General features: G+C 59.2%; 15 protein-coding genes. 6 read left to right on the top strand and 9 right to left on the bottom strand.

Annotation, left to right across the window (positions count from 1 at the left end; all coding sequences use genetic code 11):
* The first annotated feature begins 304 nt into the window (after positions 1-304).
* Positions 305-1,108, top strand: a complete 804-nt coding sequence (locus KTN04_RS07260) for a sulfite exporter TauE/SafE family protein (RefSeq protein ID WP_217334556.1) — start codon at positions 305-307, stop codon at positions 1,106-1,108.
* Positions 1,109-1,835: 727 nt separating this feature from the next.
* Entirely contained in the window at positions 1,836-2,426 is a 591-nt protein-coding gene (locus KTN04_RS07255) for an HAD family hydrolase (protein WP_217334555.1), read from the top strand.
* A gap of 64 nt (positions 2,427-2,490) precedes the next feature.
* Here the strand turns inward: KTN04_RS07255 and KTN04_RS07250 are convergent, their stop codons facing one another.
* Positions 2,491-4,131 (bottom strand): BCCT family transporter, encoded by a 1,641-nt coding sequence (locus KTN04_RS07250; protein ID WP_217334554.1) that lies wholly within the window; start codon positions 4,129-4,131, stop codon positions 2,491-2,493.
* Positions 4,132-4,472: 341 nt separating this feature from the next.
* On the opposite strand from KTN04_RS07250, the gene KTN04_RS07245 reads away from it, so the two are divergent.
* The gene (locus tag KTN04_RS07245) at positions 4,473-5,372 is read left to right on the top strand and encodes a LysR substrate-binding domain-containing protein (RefSeq protein WP_217334553.1); all 900 of its coding nucleotides are present in this window, start codon (positions 4,473-4,475) and stop codon (positions 5,370-5,372) included.
* A 130-nt stretch (positions 5,373-5,502) separates the two neighbouring features.
* On the opposite strand, the gene KTN04_RS07240 is transcribed toward KTN04_RS07245, so the two are convergent.
* From KTN04_RS07240 to KTN04_RS07225, 5 genes are all read right to left on the bottom strand, one after another.
* Positions 5,503-6,858 (bottom strand): TRAP transporter large permease, encoded by a 1,356-nt coding sequence (locus tag KTN04_RS07240; protein ID WP_217334552.1) that lies wholly within the window; start codon positions 6,856-6,858, stop codon positions 5,503-5,505.
* The gene (locus KTN04_RS07235) at positions 6,848-7,489 is read right to left on the bottom strand and encodes a TRAP transporter small permease subunit (RefSeq protein WP_217334551.1); all 642 of its coding nucleotides are present in this window, start codon (positions 7,487-7,489) and stop codon (positions 6,848-6,850) included. Before KTN04_RS07235 ends, KTN04_RS07240 begins: the two co-directional genes overlap by 11 nt.
* Positions 7,464-8,342: a TRAP transporter substrate-binding protein gene (locus tag KTN04_RS07230; RefSeq protein WP_328515969.1), complete on the bottom strand. Its 879-nt coding sequence runs from the start codon at positions 8,340-8,342 to the stop codon at positions 7,464-7,466. The genes KTN04_RS07235 and KTN04_RS07230 overlap by 26 nt, the downstream gene beginning before the upstream one ends.
* 12 nt (positions 8,343-8,354) lie before the next feature.
* Positions 8,355-8,513 carry a hypothetical protein gene (locus tag KTN04_RS16860; protein WP_254262429.1) on the bottom strand — a complete coding sequence of 53 codons (159 nt, stop codon included), beginning with the start codon at positions 8,511-8,513 and terminating at the stop codon, positions 8,355-8,357.
* An 81-nt stretch (positions 8,514-8,594) separates the two neighbouring features.
* Positions 8,595-10,094, bottom strand: coding sequence for a CoA-acylating methylmalonate-semialdehyde dehydrogenase (locus KTN04_RS07225; RefSeq protein WP_217334550.1), 1,500 nt, complete (start codon positions 10,092-10,094; stop codon positions 8,595-8,597).
* A gap of 144 nt (positions 10,095-10,238) precedes the next feature.
* Between KTN04_RS07225 and KTN04_RS07220 the strand changes: the two genes are divergently transcribed.
* Complete coding sequence (locus KTN04_RS07220; protein ID WP_217334549.1) at positions 10,239-11,186, top strand: LysR family transcriptional regulator; 948 nt, start codon at positions 10,239-10,241, stop codon at positions 11,184-11,186.
* 66 nt (positions 11,187-11,252) lie between these two features.
* Here KTN04_RS07220 and KTN04_RS07215 read toward each other — a convergent pair whose 3' ends face one another.
* Positions 11,253-11,465 carry a cold-shock protein gene (locus KTN04_RS07215; RefSeq protein ID WP_181740479.1) on the bottom strand — a complete coding sequence of 71 codons (213 nt, stop codon included), beginning with the start codon at positions 11,463-11,465 and terminating at the stop codon, positions 11,253-11,255.
* A 794-nt stretch (positions 11,466-12,259) separates the two neighbouring features.
* Here KTN04_RS07215 and KTN04_RS07210 point away from each other — a divergent pair.
* Positions 12,260-13,282 carry a cytochrome-c peroxidase gene (locus KTN04_RS07210; protein WP_217334548.1) on the top strand — a complete coding sequence of 341 codons (1,023 nt, stop codon included), beginning with the start codon at positions 12,260-12,262 and terminating at the stop codon, positions 13,280-13,282.
* A 42-nt stretch (positions 13,283-13,324) separates the two neighbouring features.
* Here KTN04_RS07210 and KTN04_RS07205 read toward each other — a convergent pair whose 3' ends face one another.
* A complete protein-coding gene (locus KTN04_RS07205) occupies positions 13,325-15,568 on the bottom strand; it encodes a YgiQ family radical SAM protein (RefSeq protein WP_217334547.1) in 2,244 nt (747 codons plus the stop codon).
* A gap of 198 nt (positions 15,569-15,766) precedes the next feature.
* Between KTN04_RS07205 and KTN04_RS07200 the strand changes: the two genes are divergently transcribed.
* The gene (locus KTN04_RS07200; protein WP_217334546.1) at positions 15,767-17,872 is read left to right on the top strand and encodes a TonB-dependent siderophore receptor; all 2,106 of its coding nucleotides are present in this window, start codon (positions 15,767-15,769) and stop codon (positions 17,870-17,872) included.
* Between the two features lie 75 nt (positions 17,873-17,947).
* Here the strand turns inward: KTN04_RS07200 and KTN04_RS07195 are convergent, their stop codons facing one another.
* A complete protein-coding gene (locus tag KTN04_RS07195) occupies positions 17,948-19,273 on the bottom strand; it encodes a Na+/H+ antiporter NhaC family protein (protein ID WP_217334545.1) in 1,326 nt (441 codons plus the stop codon).
* Positions 19,274-19,389: the final 116 nt, after the last annotated feature.

The raw sequence follows: 19,389 nt of genomic DNA, 5'->3' as shown, positions 1-19,389 counted from the left end.
TCTTTCCAGGTCACCCGGTTGCGATTACGGCTTTCCCGGTCAGCACTCCTGTCAGTCTCTTTGGATATTGGGCCTGGTGATGTTCCAAACCTGATGTGACCAAACGTTAAGAGCAGAGTGCGTATTCTTGCCCAAGGATTAAATGAATAATATTGATTTAATTTTATTGATATATGAAATTTACTCATTGGTTTAACGTACGCCAAAATCAACCTTTAGAGACACCAACGGACCGATATTTCCGGTTTGATTTATCGAATTGAGGCTCTAAGATGGTCCGCTTTCCAGTTTGGATGGATATATCATGCTGACAACTTTGCTTCTCTACGTGGTGCTGGGCGCGCTTGCAGGCGTCGTGGCAGGCCTCTTCGGTATCGGCGGCGGCCTGCTGATCGTACCGGTACTGGTCTTCTCCTTCGAACTTCAGGGCATAGCCCCTGAAGTGCTGACCCACATGGCGGTCGCCACTTCACTGGCGACTATCGTGGTAACCTCAATCAGCTCGGTACGCACACACCATCAACACGGCGCCGTGCGCTGGGAGCTGTTCAAGCCACTGGCTATGGGGATTCTGCTGGGCGCCGTACTGGGCGTGAATACCGCCGTACAGCTGCCAGGCGGCGTGCTGCAGATTGCACTGGGCATCTTTGCCCTGCTGGTGGCCATTCAGATGGCACTCAACCTGAAGCCAGGCGCGGGGGACCAGGTCGCCTCAAAGGCTGAGCTGAGCATTGCTGGGGGGCTCATCGGCTGGGCATCATCTATTTTCGGGATCGGTGGCGGCACTCTGAGCGTGCCTTACCTGAGCTGGCGTCGCATCGTCATGCAACAAGCCGTGGCCACCTCAGCTGCCTGTGGTCTGCCCATTGCCGTCATGGGCGCCTTGACCAATATCTGGATGGGCTGGGGCGAAGCCAACTTGCCGGCATGGAGCCTGGGGTATGTATACATGCCGGCCTTTGCCGGTATCGTACTGGCCAGCTCACTCACCGCACCCATCGGCGCACGTCTGGCCCACCGACTGTCGCAACCGATATTGAAAAAAATCTTTGCCGTTTTCCTGGTGGTCGTGGGAGGGCGCTTTATTCTCTCCAACCTGGGAGCGTAATCCAACAAAAATGCAACTTGGAGCAGCCTGGCTGAGCTGCTTCAAATTGCCAGATCTGATGGTCTAAACTAACGACTTTCATATTCATCATAAGCCGTTCCATTCAAACCTGCTCTTGATCAAAAGCCTCTTCCCTTGTTTAACCCCATGTTTTAATAAGCATTCCATCTCGGCCAGCGTTCGAATACCACCCAAATACTGATAGCCAGCTTTGTATCAATGAGCACATTTATTTCCGGTACTTTTGTGTATCGTTGAACTGCAAGAGCCTCAAAAATAGAGAGCATATAATGATGGATTTCAGAATTATATCAAGCTCCTCACGTCGAAACTTTTGAATCCAATCGTTGTACCAAGTCTTAACTTAAATATCACATATCATTTTTAAATAATCCTATTATAACGTTATAGCTATATTATAAAATCAATTCATCTATAATTAATAAAACTCATTCTATTCCAAAAAGATTAAAATCATGTATCGCTGTAGCATCTGACATGTAAAGGGGCTGTGTCGCAGTGCTGGCATATTCCCGATTGTGGATGTCGGCACTTTTCATGTGTGGATGATATTTCATCGTAGACTGTGGAGCTGACCCGGGGCGCAGCCTATTACTGAACCGATCCCCCTGAGGCCCGCGTAAGTCTTGGCAATCAACCGGGTTGCGTCCAGTATGGCTGGCTTCAATGGTACAACCCCAAACCTAAACCTTGCAGAGGCGGTCGAGTGAAACAACTTCGCGGCGTGATTTTTGATCTGGACGGCACACTGGTGTCGTCATCCCTGGACTTTCCGGCCATCAAGCGTGAAATCGGCTGTCCCGTTGATGCCGATGTGCTGACGTTTCTGGAAACGCTGTCACCGCAACAACGTCATGCCGCGCAGGCGGTCATTCATCGTCATGAATTGCAGGATGCACAGGGTTGTGACTGGATTCCGGGAGCACGCGCCTTTGTCGAGACCTGTTTGCAACAGCGTATTCCGATGGCGATTGTGACACGCAATTCGCATCAGTCCTCTCAGTTGAAGATCGAGCGCAATGCCATTCCCATCGAGCGTGTCATCACGCGGGAAAACTCACGGCCCAAACCGGACCCGTCTGCCCTGCTGGAAGTGGCTCGCGATTTTGCGCTGCCGCCTCATGCGGTCTTGATGGTTGGGGATTATCGCTATGACCTGGAAGCCGGCCGCAATGCCAACATGAAATCCTGCCTGGTCAACTACACCACCTTGCCGGATTATTCACACTTGGCAGACTATGCCTTTCCGAATTTTCAGTCGCTGCATGCGGCCATGTTTGGCGAGCCGTCGCTGTAAATACTGCGAGCGCCAGACCTGAGCCCCTTGAGAGCATTCAGGCCTGGCCGGCCGAGCACCGTTTTCAGATACGTGGTTCGCTGCGCAACCCCTGATACACCGAGTAACCCGACACCAGCACCACCAGCATGAACGGCACACCGGTGATCAATACGGCTGCCTGAAGCGCCGTGAGGCCGCCCCCCAAAAGCAGCGCAATGGCGATGGCACCTTCGATCAGCACCCAGAACACACGCTGGGTCTTGGGTGAGCTGACCTTGCCGCCGGAGGTGATGGAGTCGATCACCAACGAGCCCGAATCCGACGAGGTGATGAAAAACACCATCACCAGCAAAATCCCCACCAGCGAGGTCACTGAAGCCAGCGGCAGTTGGTCCAGCATGGCAAACAGTTGCAGCTCCAGCGCCGCATTTTTGGCACCTTCATATCCGTTCATCAGCTGATCAAGTGCCGTTTCCCCGAAGGCACTCATCCAGACGACCGAAACCGCTGTCGGCACAAGCAACACCGCAATCAGGAATTCACGCACGGTCCGGCCACGTGAAACCCGTGCGATGAACATGCCGACAAAGGGTGACCAGCTGACCCACCAGGCCCAGTAAAACACGGTCCAACCGTTAATGAAGTCCTGGTCGTCACGTCCAAAGGGGTTGGACAGCAATGGCAACTCCTTCAGATAGGCGCTGAGGTTATTGAGGGCACCGGTTGCGATCAGCAGGGTCGGACCACAGATGATGACAAAGAACATAAGCACGAATGCCAGCGACATGTTCAGCTGTGAAATGCGGCGCACTCCTTTTTCCACACCGGCCACCACGGATACCAGCGTCACGGCGGTAATGCCCAGCACCAACAGCACCATGGTGGTATTGTTGTTCGGCAGCCCAAACAGATAATGAAGGCCGGCGGATGCCTGGGATGCCCCCAGCCCCAATGAGGTTGCCAGGCCAAACAGCGTTGCAAACACCGCCAGTACATCGATGAGATGGCCCGGCCAACCCCAGATGCGTTCACCCAGGATCGGGTAGAAAATGGAGCGCATGGTCAGCGGCAAGCCCTTATTGAAGGAGAACAGCGCCAGCGCCAGCGCGACGATCGCGTAGGTTGCCCAGGGGTGCAGGCCCCAGTGGAAAATGGAGGTAGCCATGCTCAATGAGCGTGCCTCGCTCACACCGGTCAACTGCGCTCCCAGCGGCCCTTCGGTGCCGCTGCGCAGATCTCCGAAGTAGGTCAGCGGCTCCGAGACGCAGTAAAACATCAACCCCACCCCCATGCCGGCCGCAAACAGCATTGCAAACCAGCCCGGGTAGCTGAAGTCTGGGCGTGCATCAGTGCCACCCAGGCGCACGCGGCTCAGGGGCGAGAAAATCAAGGCAACTGCCAGAATGACAAACAGATTGGTCGAAAGCATGAAGGCCCAGTTGAGGTTGGCCGTCAGAAAACCGCGCGTCTCGCCGAACAGGCGTCCCATGGTATCGGGGAAACCCAGGGTCACGATGACAAAAAACAGAATCACGGCAGCAGACCAGAGGAAGACTGTGCCATGCAGATCCACCCGCAGCCCCAGCATACCGGCCGTGACGTTGTCCTGGCCGATCACGTAGTCGGTATCAATCACATTGGAGTCACCTTCGGGTAGAGGCAGACCGGGATCAGGTATATTCACAGCGATGCTTGAATCGGGTGGATGATACTCGGTGTTCATAATGCTCCTATCATTCGGTGAATATCGGCATGCCCGCGACACGCCGGTTGCGGGCACATGCAACCAACAGCTGAGCCTCCGCACGGCAGTGCCGGCGGAGCAGCAGATATCGGGAATGGCAAGCGAGTCCCCCAGTGCACCGGGGGACGCCTTGATGTGTATCTGAGAGACCCGCCGTGTGCCGATCGGGCCAGGTCCGAACGCCTGGCGTCAGCGAAAACCTGTCTCTGGCGGGTGAGAATGAGCAACATGGCCGCTCAGTTTGCCTTGTGGGGTACATTCTGGAAGACTGACCTCCATCAAGGAAATGAAGTTTTCCAATAACTCCATTACGAATTATGATGACCCGATCCCAACCACAGCGCCCACTGGACCTTGTCCTGTTAAACACCTTTGTCAGTGTCATCGAGAAAGGAGGATTCACAGCGGCCGCTGAACACTTACACCTGGCGCAGCCAACGGTCAGCGCGCATATCAAGCGACTGGAGGGTGTGCTCGGCCGCCCGTTGCTTGAGCGCGGCCAGAAGCTTGCCGCCCCCACGGTCGCAGGCGAAAAATTGCTGCTGCATGCACGCCAGATGCTGCGCCAGAATCGCCTGGCCTGGCAGGACATTCATGATCAGCGCCTGGCCGGTGTGGTCAGGCTGGGCATTCCGGAAGACTATCTGGGCTACCTGCCCGCCGCCCTGTCCGATTTCGACGCCCGCTTCCCGGCGGTGGAGCTTGAGGTGCATTGCGGGCTCAGCGTCGATCTGATGCAGGACGTGGAGACGGGTGTACTGGACCTGGCCATCACCACTCGTCAGCCCCGCAGTCCCGGCGGCGAGGTACTGCGACGCGAGCCGATGATCTGGGTGGGCGCAACCGGCTTCGACACCCAGCAGCGCTCGCCGCTGCCACTGGCGGTTTCCCGACAGGGGGTGTGCATTTTTCGAGATCACACCCTGTCCAGCCTGGATACGGCGGGCATCTCCTGGCGCATCGCCTACACCAGCGTTAGCCTGTCCGGCCTGTCTGCCGCCGTACGCGCCGGCCTGGCAGTAACAGTGCTGACGCCTTCGATGCTCGGCAGCGGCATGCGGGTCCTCAAGGCGGGGCTGCCCGAGCTGCCGCACATCGAGATCGCGTTGCACCGCCGTGAGTACCTGACGGAAGCCGCGCAACTACTGGCAACGCAACTGCAGGCACATATCGAAGGGCATGCCTCCGCTCATTGGACGGGGCGCCCGGAGGCCGACTGAGCGGTCGAACGGCATCTGAATTCGTCCCACCATGAAGCGCGTCCCCCTCTCAGAAACGCGCATGAAAAAGCAGCCTGTACGGCTGCTTGTATTCTATCGAGCCTTCCCTGGCCCGAACTCTCGCTGAAAGTCAGCCGAGCCCCGGCAGCCAGAGCACGATGGACGGAAACAGAATACACAGGATAAGCCCCGTCAGCTGCAGCAGCACAAAGGGGATGATCGACTTGTAAATGGTGCCGATACTGACACTGCCACGCGTAATCCCCTTGAGGTAAAACAGCGCGTAGCCGAAGGGGGGAGTCAGGAAACTGGTCTGCAGATTGATCGCCACCAGGATGGCAAACCAGACCAGGACCGCTTCGCCATACAGCTGGCCGCCAAAATCGAGGCCATTCACCACCGGCAACAACAGCGGCAAGATGACAAAGCTGATTTCGATCCACTCCAAGAAGAAGCCCAGCAGGAAGATCAACCCCATCAACAGCAGCAACAGACCATAAGGCCCCAGCCCGGTGCCGGTGATCATCTCCTCGATCATGTCGGCCCCGCCCAGGCGCTTGAATACCACGCTGAAACAGGTCGCACCGATCACCACGAACAGAATCATCGCCGAAGTCTTGGAAGTGGACCGGCAGACCTCGCGCAATGCCTGTACGTTCAGCTGTTTCAGGAACAGTGCCAGCAGCATGGCACCGGCCGCCCCGATCGCCGCCGCCTCGGTCGGCGTGGCGATACCCGCCATGATCGAGCCGAGCACCGCCGTGATCAGCACCACCGGGCCGAGCAGATCACGCAGCAGCGCCAGCGCCAGCGGGGCCTGCGCTTCCGCTTCCTCGGCCGCGCCGCCTTCACTGGCCAGAGGCGCCCAGTCCGGCCGCAGCCGTGCGGCCAACAGGAGATACAGGGTATACAGCGCCCCCAGCATCAGGCCGGGAATCAACGCCGCCTTGAACAGGTCCCCGACGGAAATCTGCATGATCGAGCCCATCAAAACCAGCATGATCGAGGGCGGGATCAGAATGCCCAGGGTGCCGGAGGCCGCCACCACACCGTAGGCCATTTCGGCCTTGTAGCCCTGCTTGAGCATCACCGGCAGCGCCAGTAGCCCGAGCATGACCACCGAAGCACCGATAATGCCGGTACTGGCCGCCATCACTACCCCCAACAGGGCCACGGAGACCGCCAGGCCACCGCGCACGTTGCCGAACAACCGTTGCAGCGTCAGCAGCAAGTTCTTGGCCACACCGGAGCGCTCCAGCATCAGCCCCATGAACACGAACAGCGGAATGGCGATCAGCAGCCAGTTCTCGATCACCCCGCCGAAAATGCGTGATCCGACCGTGCCCAGAAACGGCAGCGGAATGTCACCGATAAACGCAAATACAATCCCCAGGCCGCCGAGCAGAAAGGCCACCGGATACCCGCTGAAAATCCCTACCAGCAATGCCACGACCATCGCAATGGCCAATCCATATTCATCCAGCATCCGAGTTCTCCTCTACATCACGTGCCGGATCCAGTATGCGCGCCAAGTGGTCGAACACCTGCCCCAATGCCCCCAGGGCCAGCAAAATCAGACCGGCCGGCAGCGCGCCCTTGATCAAAAAGCGATCCGTCAGACCGCCATAGTTCGACTGTTCACCCGAGATATAGGACATCTGCACCATGTGCTTGGACAGCCAGGCAACCAGCACACAGAACGGGATCAGCAGCAGCAGGTGGCCGATGATTTCGACCCAGTGCCGCACCGCCGGTGACATGCGGTGGTGCAGCATGTCGACCCGCACGTGCATGTTGGCATGCATGGCATAGCTGCCCCCGACCAGCGTCAGCAAGCCGAACAGGTGCCATTGCAGCTCGGTCATGGTGTTGATGGTGACGGCCTTGCCCAGCAGCAGGATCTTGTCTTCCCAGCGCAGCAGCTCGTTGATGCCGAAGGCGTTCATAATCACTGTGGCCAGCACGGCCATCATCACCCCCAGCACCAGCCAGCTGCTGATCTGGCCCAGCCAGCGGCCCAGCCCGATCAACGGGCAGGCCAGACGGGCGCACCAGCGGGCGCCAGTCTGGCGCCAGCCGGGCAACGGTGGGTTAACGCGGAGTTGCTTGCAGCTCATACCACTCATCCACCAGTTTGCTGTGTTCCATCAGCGATTTGTACGCCTTGGCGAACAGCGGATTGTTTTTCATTTCCTCTTCGCGCACTTCATCCCAGCCCTTGCGCAGCTCGGCCAGAACCGGATCGGGGAAGCGCTTGACCTCGATGCCCTTCTCTTCCAGCTTGCGGATGGTGCGAATCTGCTCGGCCGGTGCTTCCGCCATGGCCCACTGCAGCGTGGAGCGGCAGGCGGTCTCGAACTTGGCCTTGGTGGCAGCGTCGTACTCGTTCCAGACATCCTTGTTGATGATGAACGAGAACCAGCTGGCGGACTGGTGCCATCCCGGGAAGTAGTAATACTTGGTGACTTCCTCGAAGCCCATGATCTGGTCCACCTGCGGCACCGAGAACTCGGTGGCGTCGATGCGGCCACGCTCCAGCGCCAGGTAGATTTCACCGCCCGGAATCAGCTGGGTGGAGGCACCGTACTTGTTCAGCACCTTCGCGCCCAGGCCGGAGATGCGCATGCGCAGGCCTTCGAAGTCTTTGATATCCTTGATTTCCTTGCTGTACCAGCCCCCGGTTTCCTGTGGCGAAATAAAGCACGGCAGCACTTTCACGTTGTACTGGTCATAGGCGCTTTGCAGGATCTCGGTGCCCTCGCCCGCCCACATCCAGGACATGAAGGCTTCTGGCGACGGACCAAAGGGCAGCGCGCCGTAGAGGTTGGTCACCGGCACGGTGCCGGCCCAGTAACCGATCCAGTCCCAGCCGGCCGGTACCGCACCAGAGGAAACCGCATTGAACACCTCGAACGCCGGCACCAGGTCGCCGGGGTTGTGCACCTTCAGCTTGACCTTGCCGTCGGTCACGGTTTCCAGTTCTTAGGCAAAGCGCACCGCGCCTTCACCGATGAAGATGTTGGTGTTGAAGGTGTTGGCCACGTCCAGCTTGGACGGCCCGGCCGCGTGCAGGGTCGTGGACAGTGCCAGTGCAGCGGCACCGGCGCCCAGAGCAGTGGTAAAGCGGGAATACTGACTCATGATTTCACTTCCTTTTGTTTTTATTGCGGGTGAAAACAGGATACAGCGACACGGTTGGCTGACAACCGTGTCGACCGGGGTTTACTTCATGCTGATGGTCGTATTGACGCCGTCAGATTCGCTGTCCGGCTCGAACCAGCGCGAGGTGACGGTCTTGGTCTGGGTCCAGAACTGGATCGCCTGCTTGCCGTTCGGACCCAGGTCACCCAGCTTGGAGGCACGGGAGCCGGTAAAGCTGAAGAAGGCCACCGGCACCGGAATCGGCACGTTGATGCCGACCTGGCCCACATCGATATCGGCCTCGTAGCGGCGCGCCGCCCAGCCGGAACTGGTGAAGATGGAGGTACCGTTGCCGTTGGGGTTGGCGTTGATGAATTCGATGGCCTCGTCCAGCGTCTCCGCGGTCACGATGCACATCACCGGGCCGAAGATCTCTTCATCATAGATGCGCATGCCCGGCTTCACGTCGGTGAAGATGGTGGGACCGACAAAGTTGCCGTTGGGATACCCGTCGACGCTGATACCACGCCCGTCCAGTGCCAGGGTCGCGCCCTCGGCGACACCGGTATCGATCAGGCTGACCACACGGTCGCGCGCCTGCGGTGACACCAGCGGCCCCAGGTCGGCGTCACGCTGAGTGCCCGGCCCCACCTTCATGGTTCTGGAGCTTTCGATGATTTCCGGCAGCCACTCTTTCGCCTGGCCGACCAGCACCACCACCGAGTTGGCCATGCAGCGCTGCCCCGCCGCACCAAAGCAGGAACCGATCACATTGTTGATTGCCTGGCTGCGGTTGGCATCCGGCATGATCACGCAGTGGTTCTTGGCGCCCATCATCGACTGCACGCGCTTGCCGGCGGCACCGGCGCGGTCATAGATGTGGGTGCCCACGTGGGTGGAACCGATGAAGGACAGTGCCTTGATATCCGGGTGATCGCAGATCTGGTTGGCCACAGCCGGGCCGCCATGCACCACGTTAAGCACCCCCGCGGGGATACCCGCCTCGTGGGCCAGCTCGACCAGGCGCATGGTGGAGGTCGGGTCCTGCTCAGACGGTTTGAGCACGAAGGTATTGCCAGTGGCGATCGCCAGCGGGAACATGAAACAGGGCAGCATCACCGGGAAGTTGAACGCGGTGATGCCGGCCCCTACACCCAGCGGCTGCTGCAGCGAGTAGACATTGACATTGCCCGCGGCATTTTCAGCGATTTCGCCCAGCTGCAACGAGGTGATGGAGCAGGCGTGTTCGATCACTTCCAGCCCACGCCCCACTTCACCCTCGGCATCCGGCAGCGTCTTGCCGTGCTCTTCGGTGATCAGTGCCGCCAGCTCGGCAGTATGCTCGCGCACCAGCGCCTGGAAGCGCAGCATGATGCGCATGCGCTGCGCCAGAGATACCTTGCGCCAGCTTTTGAAGGCTTCACTGGCCGCCGCCACCGCCCGATTGACTTCGGCTTCGGTGGCAAAAGGCACACGTGCCACCACCTCCTGCGTCGCCGGGTTGACCACGTCACGCCATTCGCTGCTGTTTGAACGTACGGCTTCACCATTGATGAAAAGCGGGATTTCTCGAACCGACATGCACCTGATCTCCTTATATTTTTTGTGTATTCAGGCAAAACAGAACCCTGTTGCAGGTGCATTCGAGTCTAGCGGCGCATGTGGTTGACAGACAACGCTCAGCCAAGCACATTGCTTGTGCAAAAATGCACAGAGGGATAGGGAATGCTCAACTGGCAAGACATGCAGATTTTTCTTGAAGTCGCCCGTGCCGACCGCCTGACCGATGCCGCCCGACGGCTCGCTATCGATCACTCCACGGTATCGCGTCGCATTCGACGCTTTGAAACCGAGCTCAATACCCAGCTGTTCGAGCGCAGTACCAGCGGCTATCGTCTGACCGCCGCCGGCGAGCAGCTGCTGCTGTTTGCCGAGGAGATGTCACGCCAGGCCGGCAGCGCCCAGGAAGGCATCAGCAATCAGAACCTGCAAGTTAGCGGACAGATCCGCGTCGGCGTCACAGAAGGCTTCGGCACCTACGTCATTACCCCGCTGCTCAGCGCCTTTCAGCGCCGTTATCCGGATGTCACCGTGGAACTGCTGGCACTGCCTCGCGCGGTCAACCTCAGCCGTCATGAAGCCGATCTGGCGATCACCATTGACCGTCCGAAAAATGCCGAAATGGTCGTGTCCCGGCTGTGTGACTACCGGCTGCGCCTCTACGGTGAAGCCGGCTACCTGGCGCGCAGGGGCGCCCCCGAACATGTGGGCGACCTGTCACGCTTCGAGCTGATCGGGTATGTGGATGACCTGATTTTCAGTGACCAGCTGTGCTATCTGGATCCGCTCCTGCGCGAGCTATCCTCCCAGCCTCACTTTGTGCAACGCAGCACGAGCGTGATTGCCCAGTTGCATGCCGTGCGAGCCGGTGCCGGGCTGGCAGTTTTGCCCTGTTTCATGGCGGCACAGGAAAATACCCTGCTGTCCGTGCTGCAGCAGGAAATCGAGATCTGTCGTGAATTCTGGATTGCCGCACGCAGCGAGCAGCGTCAGTTGCTGCGGGTACGTTTGCTATGGCAGTTTCTGCGTGAAGCCATCGAGCTTAATCAGCCCTGGCTGCTGGGGGAAAGCGAGACGGGTCTGCAGCTGCCGCTGGCGGTGCCGCGCCCCTGAAAGCGGAGAGTCAAAAACAGAACAGCGGGCAGAACGCCCGCTGTTGCGAATCCGAACTGTCAGCGATTAAGCAACAACAGTTACGTTTTCAGCCTGGGGACCTTTCTGGCCCTGGGTAACTTCGAAAGTTACTGTCTGGTTTTCGTGCAGAGTGCGACGACCAGTACCGTTGATAGCGCGGAAGTGAACGAACACGTCCGGGCCGTTTTCCTGCTGGATAAAGCCGAAGCCTTTTTCATCGTTGAACCACTTGACGGTACCGGTAACGAGCTGTGACATTTTTTGCCTCTTTCTTTTGCATGTACACCAGCGATGTGCTGGTTTTTCTTATGTTTGGACGCACTCGGGTGCCATCCGATCGTGGGGAAACGGCCTCATGCCGAATCCCGTGCCCGCCGCCGGTGGCCGCGGGCGCCTTCTGCCTCCAGTCAACCGGAGGCGGAAATCTTCCATGGTACAGACACGACGTGCACCAGTACCGTTGAAAACCTCGACAAGTCTAGTCTATCCACACTTCGTTGCGATCCCGTGACGAGACGACCGAAGGCGCGGCGGCCGATGAAGGTGCTGTCTGAGCGGAATGAACGGGAAGTGGATAAAGAACGCAGGTAAAACAGGGAGGAGACCATCTCGGGAGCCATCATGATGTGCCGGATGGTATACAAGCTGTTCCTCGCACGCGGGGGTGCGATTGTCGGGTTTTTACGGGCAACCCCGGGGTTGCTGAATAAAAATCGAATCAACTAAATCAAACTCCGTACCGGATTGCTCCGGTCGCCCGGTGCCCTTTTCAAGGGCCGGATTTACGCTTGGCAAGCCCTGCGCAAATCACACCGGATAAAATATCTTTACCGCATAATACCCCAGTAAATCCCAATTACAATGCTCCAAAGGGCATTTTTTACCCCTCTAATTGACACGCAAACGCCAATCGGGCGGCCCCCTTTCTCACCGCTGTACCCTGCAGTGTCCCCCATTTTCCACATTGCCCAAAGCCCTGGCTGACTTCACAATGCCCGGGCGATGAAATGTAATTCACCGTACACGCGATACACGCAAATCAAAGGACTGTCATGAACATACTGAAAATCTCGCTCCTGGCACTTGCCGTCGGAGCCAGCCCGCAGCTTCAAGCCACGGAACCGATTCAACCCATTCAGCCGGTAAAGGAAATCAATGCGGCCATGGCGGAACTGGGCAAGAAGCTCTACTTCGATCCCCGCTTGTCTAAATCGGGAGTCATTTCATGTAACTCCTGCCATAACCTCAGCATGGGCGGCACCGACAACCTGAAAACATCGATCGGTGACAACTGGCAGCAAGGCCCTATCAACTCCCCCACCGTGCTCAATGCCAGCCTGAACTTGGCGCAGTTTTGGGACGGGCGAGCTGAAGATCTGCAGGAACAGGCCGGAGGCCCCATCGCCAACCCGATGGAAATGGGCTCTTCACACGCGCTGGCCGTTGACGTCATCTCGTCCATTCCCGGCTACGTGCGCGAATTCAAGCTGGTTTTCAATGGTGAAGATGTCAGTATCGAACGTATCACCGGAGCCATTGCGGAGTTCGAAAAGACACTGGTGACTCCCAACGCGCCCTTTGACCAATGGCTGCTGGGGGATGCCGAAGCCATTACATCCTTCGAACGGGAAGGTTACGAGCTGTTCAAGAGCAGTGGCTGCACTGCCTGCCACAACGGTGCAGCCGTGGGCGGCAACTCACTCCAGAAAATGGGGGTCGTCAAACCCTACAGCACCTCCAACCCGGCCGAAGGCCGGATTGCGGTAACCGGCAAGGATGCCGATCGGTTCACGTTCAAGGTCCCGACACTGCGCAATGTGGAACTGACGTACCCCTACTTTCATGATGGCGAGGCGGCAACGCTGACCGAGGCTGTGGATATCATGGCTCGGCTGCAGCTAGGGCGTGAGTTCAGCCAGGAAGAGAATGCCAAGATAGTGGCATTCTTGAAAACGCTGACCGGCGACCAGCCCCGATTCCTGCTGCCGATGCTGCCGCCCTCCGCCGACGCCACTCCTCGCCCAACGCCGTTCGAGGATGACGACGCATTGAAGCAGGAGATCAGCCGGCGCTGAGGCAACGGCCGGTCTGACGCTGCAGGCCGGCGTTAGAGCCACTCAACGGCGACCGGAACGGCCCCCCGCGTTCGGCTTGTGCTTGCCGCCACGCCCGGGCTTGTTGCCCGCGCGAGGCGGCAGACCGGTGTGCTGAGTCAGCAGTTTACCCTTGCCGGCACGCGCCTTCGCGGGCGCCGCCTTGGGCGAGTTCTTGCGCCGCGGATTCACATGCTGGGCATCCTCGGGCTGGGTCGCCGGAATCAACTGCTTCTCCCCGTCACCGATCAGGTCGGCACGGCCCATGGCGGTCAGCGCCTCGCGCAGCAGCGGCCAGTTGTCCGGATCGTGCCAGCGCAGGAACGCCTTATGCAGACGGCGCTGGCGTTCGCCCTTGGCCGTTTCCACCTTCTCGCCACTCTTCTTGTAGGTCAGCTTGCGCAGCGGGTTGCGACCGGAGTGGTACATCGCCGTAGCGGTGGCCATGGGGGACGGATAGAACGCCTGCACCTGGTCGGCCTTGAAGTCGTTGCGCTTGAGCCAGAGCGCCAGGTTCATCATATCCTCGTCGGTGGTGCCCGGGTGCGCCGCGATGAAGTACGGGATCAGGTACTGATCCTTGCCCGCCTCCTTGGAGAACTTCTCGAACATGCGCTTGAAGGCATCATAGGTGCCGATACCCGGCTTCATCATCTTGTCGAGCACACCACGCTCGGTATGCTCGGGCGCGATTTTTAGATAGCCGCCGACATGGTGAGTCACCAGCTCGCGCACGTACTCGGGGTCTTCCACCGCTAGATCATAGCGCAGGCCGGAGGCGATCAGGATCTTGTTCACGCCCTTGAGATCCCGCGCCTTGCGGTACAGACCGGTCAGCGAGCTGTGATCGGTGTTCAGGTTCTGGCAGATACCGGGGAACACGCAGGATGGCTTGCGGCAGGCCGCTTCGATTTCACGGCTCTTGCATGCCAGCCGGTACATGTTGGCGGTCGGGCCACCCAGATCGGAGATGACGCCGGTAAAGCCCGGCACCTTGTCGCGAATCTCTTCGATCTCGTTGAGGATCGACTCGTGAGAGCGGTTCTGGATGATGCGCCCTTCGTGCTCGGTGATGGAGCAGAAAGTACAGCCGCCAAAGCAGCCGCGCATGATATTGACCGAGAACCGGATCATCTTGTACGCCGGGATCTCCGCCTTGCCGTAGGTCGGGTGCGGCACGCGCTGGTACGGCAAACCAAAGACGTGATCCATCTCTTCGGTGCTCAGCGGAATCGGCGGCGGGTTGAGCCAGACCTCCTGATCGCCGTGCAACTGCACCAGCGCACGGGCGTTGCCCGGGTTGGTTTCCAGGTGCAGCACCCGGTTGGCGTGGGCGTAGAGCACCGGGTCCTTGCTGACCTTTTCAAACGACGGCAGACGAATCACCGTCTGGCTGCGGTCCAGCTTCACCCGCGGCTCGATGTGCAAAATCTGCACCTCGTCCTCGGCGTCCATCTCGGCGGTCTCGCCATCGTCACGGCCGTTTTCGATCTGGCAGGCGTCCAGGTCACGGGTATTCACATAGGGATTGATGATCTTGTCGATCTTGCCCGGACGGTCGATGCGGGTGGAGTCGATCTCCATCCAGCCTTCGGGGGTGTCCTTGCGCACGAATGCCGTGCCGCGCACATCGGTGATCTCGCTGACCAGTTCGCCCCGGGCGATGCGGTGGGCCACCTCAACCACGGCGCGCTCGGCATTGCCGTACAGCAGCAGGTCGGCGCGGGCATCCAGCAGGATGGAACGGCGCACCTTGTCCTGCCAGTAATCGTAATGCGCGATGCGGCGCAGCGAGCCTTCGATACCACCGAGAATGATCGGCACATCCTTGTAGGCTTCACGGCAGCGCTGGCTGTACACCAGGCTGGCACGGTCCGGGCGCTTGCCCGCCTTGCCGCCCGGGGTATAGGCGTCGTCGGAGCGGATTTTTCGATCAGCCGTGTAGCGGTTGATCATCGAATCCATGTTGCCGGCGGCGATGCCGAAGAACAGGTTTGGCTTGCCAAGCGCCTTGAAGGGATCGGCCGAGTGCCACTCCGGCTGAGCGATGATACCGACGCGAAAGCCCTGGGCTTCCAGCAGGCGGCCGATGATCGCCATGCCGAAGGAGGGATGATCCACGTAGGCATCGCCGGTGACGATGATGATGTCGCAGCTGTCCCAGCCGAGCTGATCCATCTCCTTCCGGGACATGGGCAGGAAAGGCGCCGAGCCGAAGCATTCGGCCCAGTACGGCGTGTAATCGTAAATCGGAGTGACAGCGTGCATGAAGATCCCGGTCGGTAAGGCACAAGTTAACGGCCAATTATAGCGCGTTTTGCAACCGGAACCGACTTTTGTAACCGAGGCTATCCGGCCTGGGCCCATAAAGCCTCACACAAAAACTAATTGCTAACGCGAATTGTTATCATTAGTATAATTACAATATTTACTTATCCCCGGAAGCCAATGCATAAGGACTGTTCCATGCCCAAGCCACACCCTCTTGCTCTTGCCATTGCCACCCTGCTGAGTACCCAGGCCGCTCACGCCACTGACAACACCAGTCACCGGGAGGTCGTCCAGAACGACAGTATCCTGATCACCGGTGTACAAGACGGTTTCAAGACCATCACCAGCAGCGGCGCCATGCGCATGGAAATGGATCAGCTGGAAACGCCCCAGCAGGTCAATGTCATCAATGAGCAGTTGATGACGGAGCAGGGCTCGACCACCCTGGGTCAGGTACTGAGCAACGATGCCAGTGTGTCGGCCGGCGGTACCAGCCGTAACCGCGAGCGCTTTTCCCTGCGCGGCTTTGAACTGAGCAGCGGCTCGGGTTTTCTGCGCAACGGTCAGCAGCACTGGTCCCACTATCGCCAGCCGATCGAATTGCTGGACCGAGTTGAAGTTCTGAAAGGCCCGTCCGGCCTTCTGTACGGCAAGTCCGCGCCGGGCGGTCTGATCAACATGGTCACCAAAAAGCCGACCTACGAACGCCAGACGATCATCCGCCAGGACGTTGGCTCGGACAACGAGTTGCGCACGATGCTGGACACCGGCGGTGCGCTGACCGAGGACGAGCGCCTGCGGGCACGCCTGGTCCTGTCACGCCAGCAGTATGACAGCTGGCGCGAGTACACCGACGGCAGCACGCCTGAAACCGAGCGCTTCGTCGGCGGCCTGTTCGTGGACTATGACCTGACCGACACGGCGACCCTCTCCTTTCACTACGACAAGACCCACGACGATGGCAGCGTGGATTCCGGTGCCTTGATTGAAAACGGCAAACCGGTGCTGGGGGATCAGCACATCTGGAACGCCCAGTGGTCCAACATTGACAACGATGTGGAAAACATCGGCGTCGATCTGGACTGGCAGCTTGGGCAGGACTGGCGCCTGAAAGCCGGTTACAACCATCAGGACTTCGTCCGTCATGACCTGGAAAGCTCGTCCTTCAGTCATTACGACGCCGCTGCCGGCACCTACAAGGTCAGCGGCTTTGACCGCCACGACAACTGGCAGTTTGACACCGCCTATGCCGACCTCAATGGACATTTTAATACCGGACAGGTCCAGCATGAGGTGCTGATTGGCGCCAACTGGCTCAACTACTACTACAAGCGCCAGCAACAGAGTTTCCGTGGCAGCAATGCGGTGGACGCAACCGTCGGGCAGCCCATCGAAAAACCGGCCGACCTCGATTACCGCACCGCGGATGCGCGCGTCTACCCGGAGCGTGATTCCTATGGCCTTTATGTACAGGACCTGATCACCCTGAACCCGCAGTGGCAGCTGCTGATAGGTGCCCGTTACGACTACGAAGACAGTGGTGACGACAATCAGGGCAACCTGGTACCCAAGGCCGGCGTCATCTACCACCCGACTCCGGCCGGCTCCGTATACCTGACCTATGCCGAAAGCTTCGAGCCACAGAGCCCGGTCAGCAACCCGGATGACATCAACGATGGCATGACACTGGACCCGGTCAGCGGTGAAATCTACGAGCTGGGCACCAAGTGGAACCTGATGGACGACCGTCTGATGTTCAGTGCCGCCGTGTTCGATCTGACCCAGACCAACAAGGTTCTGACCCGTGACCGTGACGACCTGGGCGCGGGCCTGGTGGAAACGCGCCAGGTCGGCGAACAGAAACACGTCGGTGCCGAAATCCTGGCATCGGGGCGACTGACCGACAAGCTGTCCCTGCAGGGCTCGGCCACTTGGCTGGATGCCGAACTCAAGGACCCCTACGACGCCTCACTGGACGGCAACCGCCCGGCCGACGTGCCGGAGTTTGCGGCCAGCGTCTGGACCCGCTACGACCTGACCGACAGCACTGCTTTCAACCTGGGTGCCATTCACGTGGGCGAGCGTTATGGCGATGCCCGCAACACCTACAAGAAGGACAGCTACACCCGCTTTGATGCCGCTGTATCACACCAGCTGCACCAGTTTAACCAGGCCGACCTGACCCTGCGCCTGAAGGTGGAAAACCTGTTCGATGAGGACTACTTGGCCGGGGGTGACCGGAACAACACCGTCATCGGTGAGGGCCGCAACTTCCTGGCCTCCATGGAACTGCGGTTCTGACCCCGACCGCGTGGGGCTCCATCAAAAAGGCCGCTGCAGTGCAGCGGCCTTTTGCGTTTTCAGGTTACTGAACGCTCAGCCGTTCAGTGCCTTTTTCGGCTGTGGATAACCGGCCACGATGGACACCAGCGCCACCAGTCCCAACACCCAGCAGTAGTGAATATTGCCGATGATCTCCAGTGGGGACAGCTTGGCAATAGAGCCTGCCAGCAGCACCTGGGCACCATACGGCAGCATGCCCTGCACCACGCAGGAGAAGATATCCATCAGGCTGGCGCTGCGGCGCGGGTCGACGCCGTAACGGCCGGCGATGTCCTTGGCCAAACCACCGGAAATGATGATCGCCACGGTGTTGTTGGCGGTACAGACGTTGGTCAGGGCCACTGCGGCGCTGATGCTGAACTCACCGGAACGACGGTGCTTTTTCGGGTCATCACTCTGGCGTGACAGCTTGTCGATCATGCCCGACAGCCACACCAGACCGCCCTGGGACTTCATCAGGGCACCCAGCCCGCCGATCAGCAGCGACAGAATCAGGATTTCCTGCATGCCGGTATACCCGGCGTAGATATCCTTGGACCACTGCGCCACGCTGTAGCCCTCGGTGGCAAACAGGCCCACGCCACCGGCCAGCAGAATGCCGACAAACAGCACCAGCATCACGTTCAGACCCGACAGCGCCAGCGCCAGCACAGCCAGATAAGGCAGCACACGGATCAATTCATACTCGCCGGGCACTTCCACCTGTGCACTGCTGCCCTGGAAGAACAGCCAGACCAGCGTCAGCAGCGCCGCCGGCAACGCGATCTTGAAGTTGAGGCGGAACTTGTCCTTCATCTCGCATCCCTGAGTGCGCGTGGCGGCAATGGTGGTATCGGAAATGATGGACAGGTTGTCACCGAACATCGCGCCCCCCACCACGGTACCGACCGCCAACAGCAGCGACAGGTCCGTGGCATCGGCCACGCCCACGGCAATGGGGGCTATGGCGGCGATGGTGCCCATGGACGTGCCCATGGACGTGGCGATGAAAGCACTGATCACGAACAGCCCCGGCAGCACCAGCTCCGGCGGAATGATGCTGAGTCCGAAATTGACCGTAGCATCGACACCGCCCACCGCCTTGGCCACGCTGGCAAAGGCGCCGGCCAGCAGGTAAATCAATGCCATGGTGATGATGGTGTGATCGCCCACCCCGGCAATAAAGGTTTCGATGCGGGCGTTCAAGCGCCCTTTTTCCAGCATCAGGGCCAGTACGATGGCCGGCAGAATGGCGACGGGCGCCGATATCTCGTAAAAGGCGAACTCGACGCCGGCCGCCTGATAATACAGACCGCTGCCGATAAACAGGGCCAGAAAGAGTCCGAGTGGCAACAGGGCCAAGGGAGAGTTTTTCGTCATTGTGCTATCCGAGTCATGCCTGACCGATCAGGTCAAATATTCACCACTGCCCGGCCAGGTCAGCGGGGCAGCGAACGGAATCAAGAAGTTATGCGCAGTGCCAAGCCGGTCGGCAC

Source organism: Marinobacterium weihaiense (assembly GCF_019061305.1).
In the GTDB taxonomy this organism is placed as follows: domain Bacteria; phylum Pseudomonadota; class Gammaproteobacteria; order Pseudomonadales; family Balneatricaceae; genus Marinobacterium; species Marinobacterium weihaiense.
This window is presented reverse-complemented; position numbering and strand designations above follow the sequence as displayed.

Coding starts and splice junctions, on each gene's coding strand:
- KTN04_RS07260 (WP_217334556.1), top strand. CDS start 305: ATGCTGACAACTTTGCTTCTCTACGTGGTGCTGGGCGCGCTTGCAGGC.
- KTN04_RS07250 (WP_217334554.1), bottom strand. CDS start 4,131: ATGAACACCGAGTATCATCCACCCGATTCAAGCATCGCTGTGAATATA.
- KTN04_RS07245 (WP_217334553.1), top strand. CDS start 4,473: ATGACCCGATCCCAACCACAGCGCCCACTGGACCTTGTCCTGTTAAAC.
- KTN04_RS07240 (WP_217334552.1), bottom strand. CDS start 6,858: ATGCTGGATGAATATGGATTGGCCATTGCGATGGTCGTGGCATTGCTG.
- KTN04_RS07235 (WP_217334551.1), bottom strand. CDS start 7,489: ATGAGCTGCAAGCAACTCCGCGTTAACCCACCGTTGCCCGGCTGGCGC.
- KTN04_RS16860 (WP_254262429.1), bottom strand. CDS start 8,513: ATGAGTCAGTATTCCCGCTTTACCACTGCTCTGGGCGCCGGTGCCGCT.
- KTN04_RS07225 (WP_217334550.1), bottom strand. CDS start 10,094: ATGTCGGTTCGAGAAATCCCGCTTTTCATCAATGGTGAAGCCGTACGT.
- KTN04_RS07220 (WP_217334549.1), top strand. CDS start 10,239: ATGCTCAACTGGCAAGACATGCAGATTTTTCTTGAAGTCGCCCGTGCC.
- KTN04_RS07215 (WP_181740479.1), bottom strand. CDS start 11,465: ATGTCACAGCTCGTTACCGGTACCGTCAAGTGGTTCAACGATGAAAAA.
- KTN04_RS07210 (WP_217334548.1), top strand. CDS start 12,260: ATGAACATACTGAAAATCTCGCTCCTGGCACTTGCCGTCGGAGCCAGC.
- KTN04_RS07205 (WP_217334547.1), bottom strand. CDS start 15,568: ATGCACGCTGTCACTCCGATTTACGATTACACGCCGTACTGGGCCGAA.
- KTN04_RS07200 (WP_217334546.1), top strand. CDS start 15,767: ATGCCCAAGCCACACCCTCTTGCTCTTGCCATTGCCACCCTGCTGAGT.
- KTN04_RS07195 (WP_217334545.1), bottom strand. CDS start 19,273: ATGACGAAAAACTCTCCCTTGGCCCTGTTGCCACTCGGACTCTTTCTG.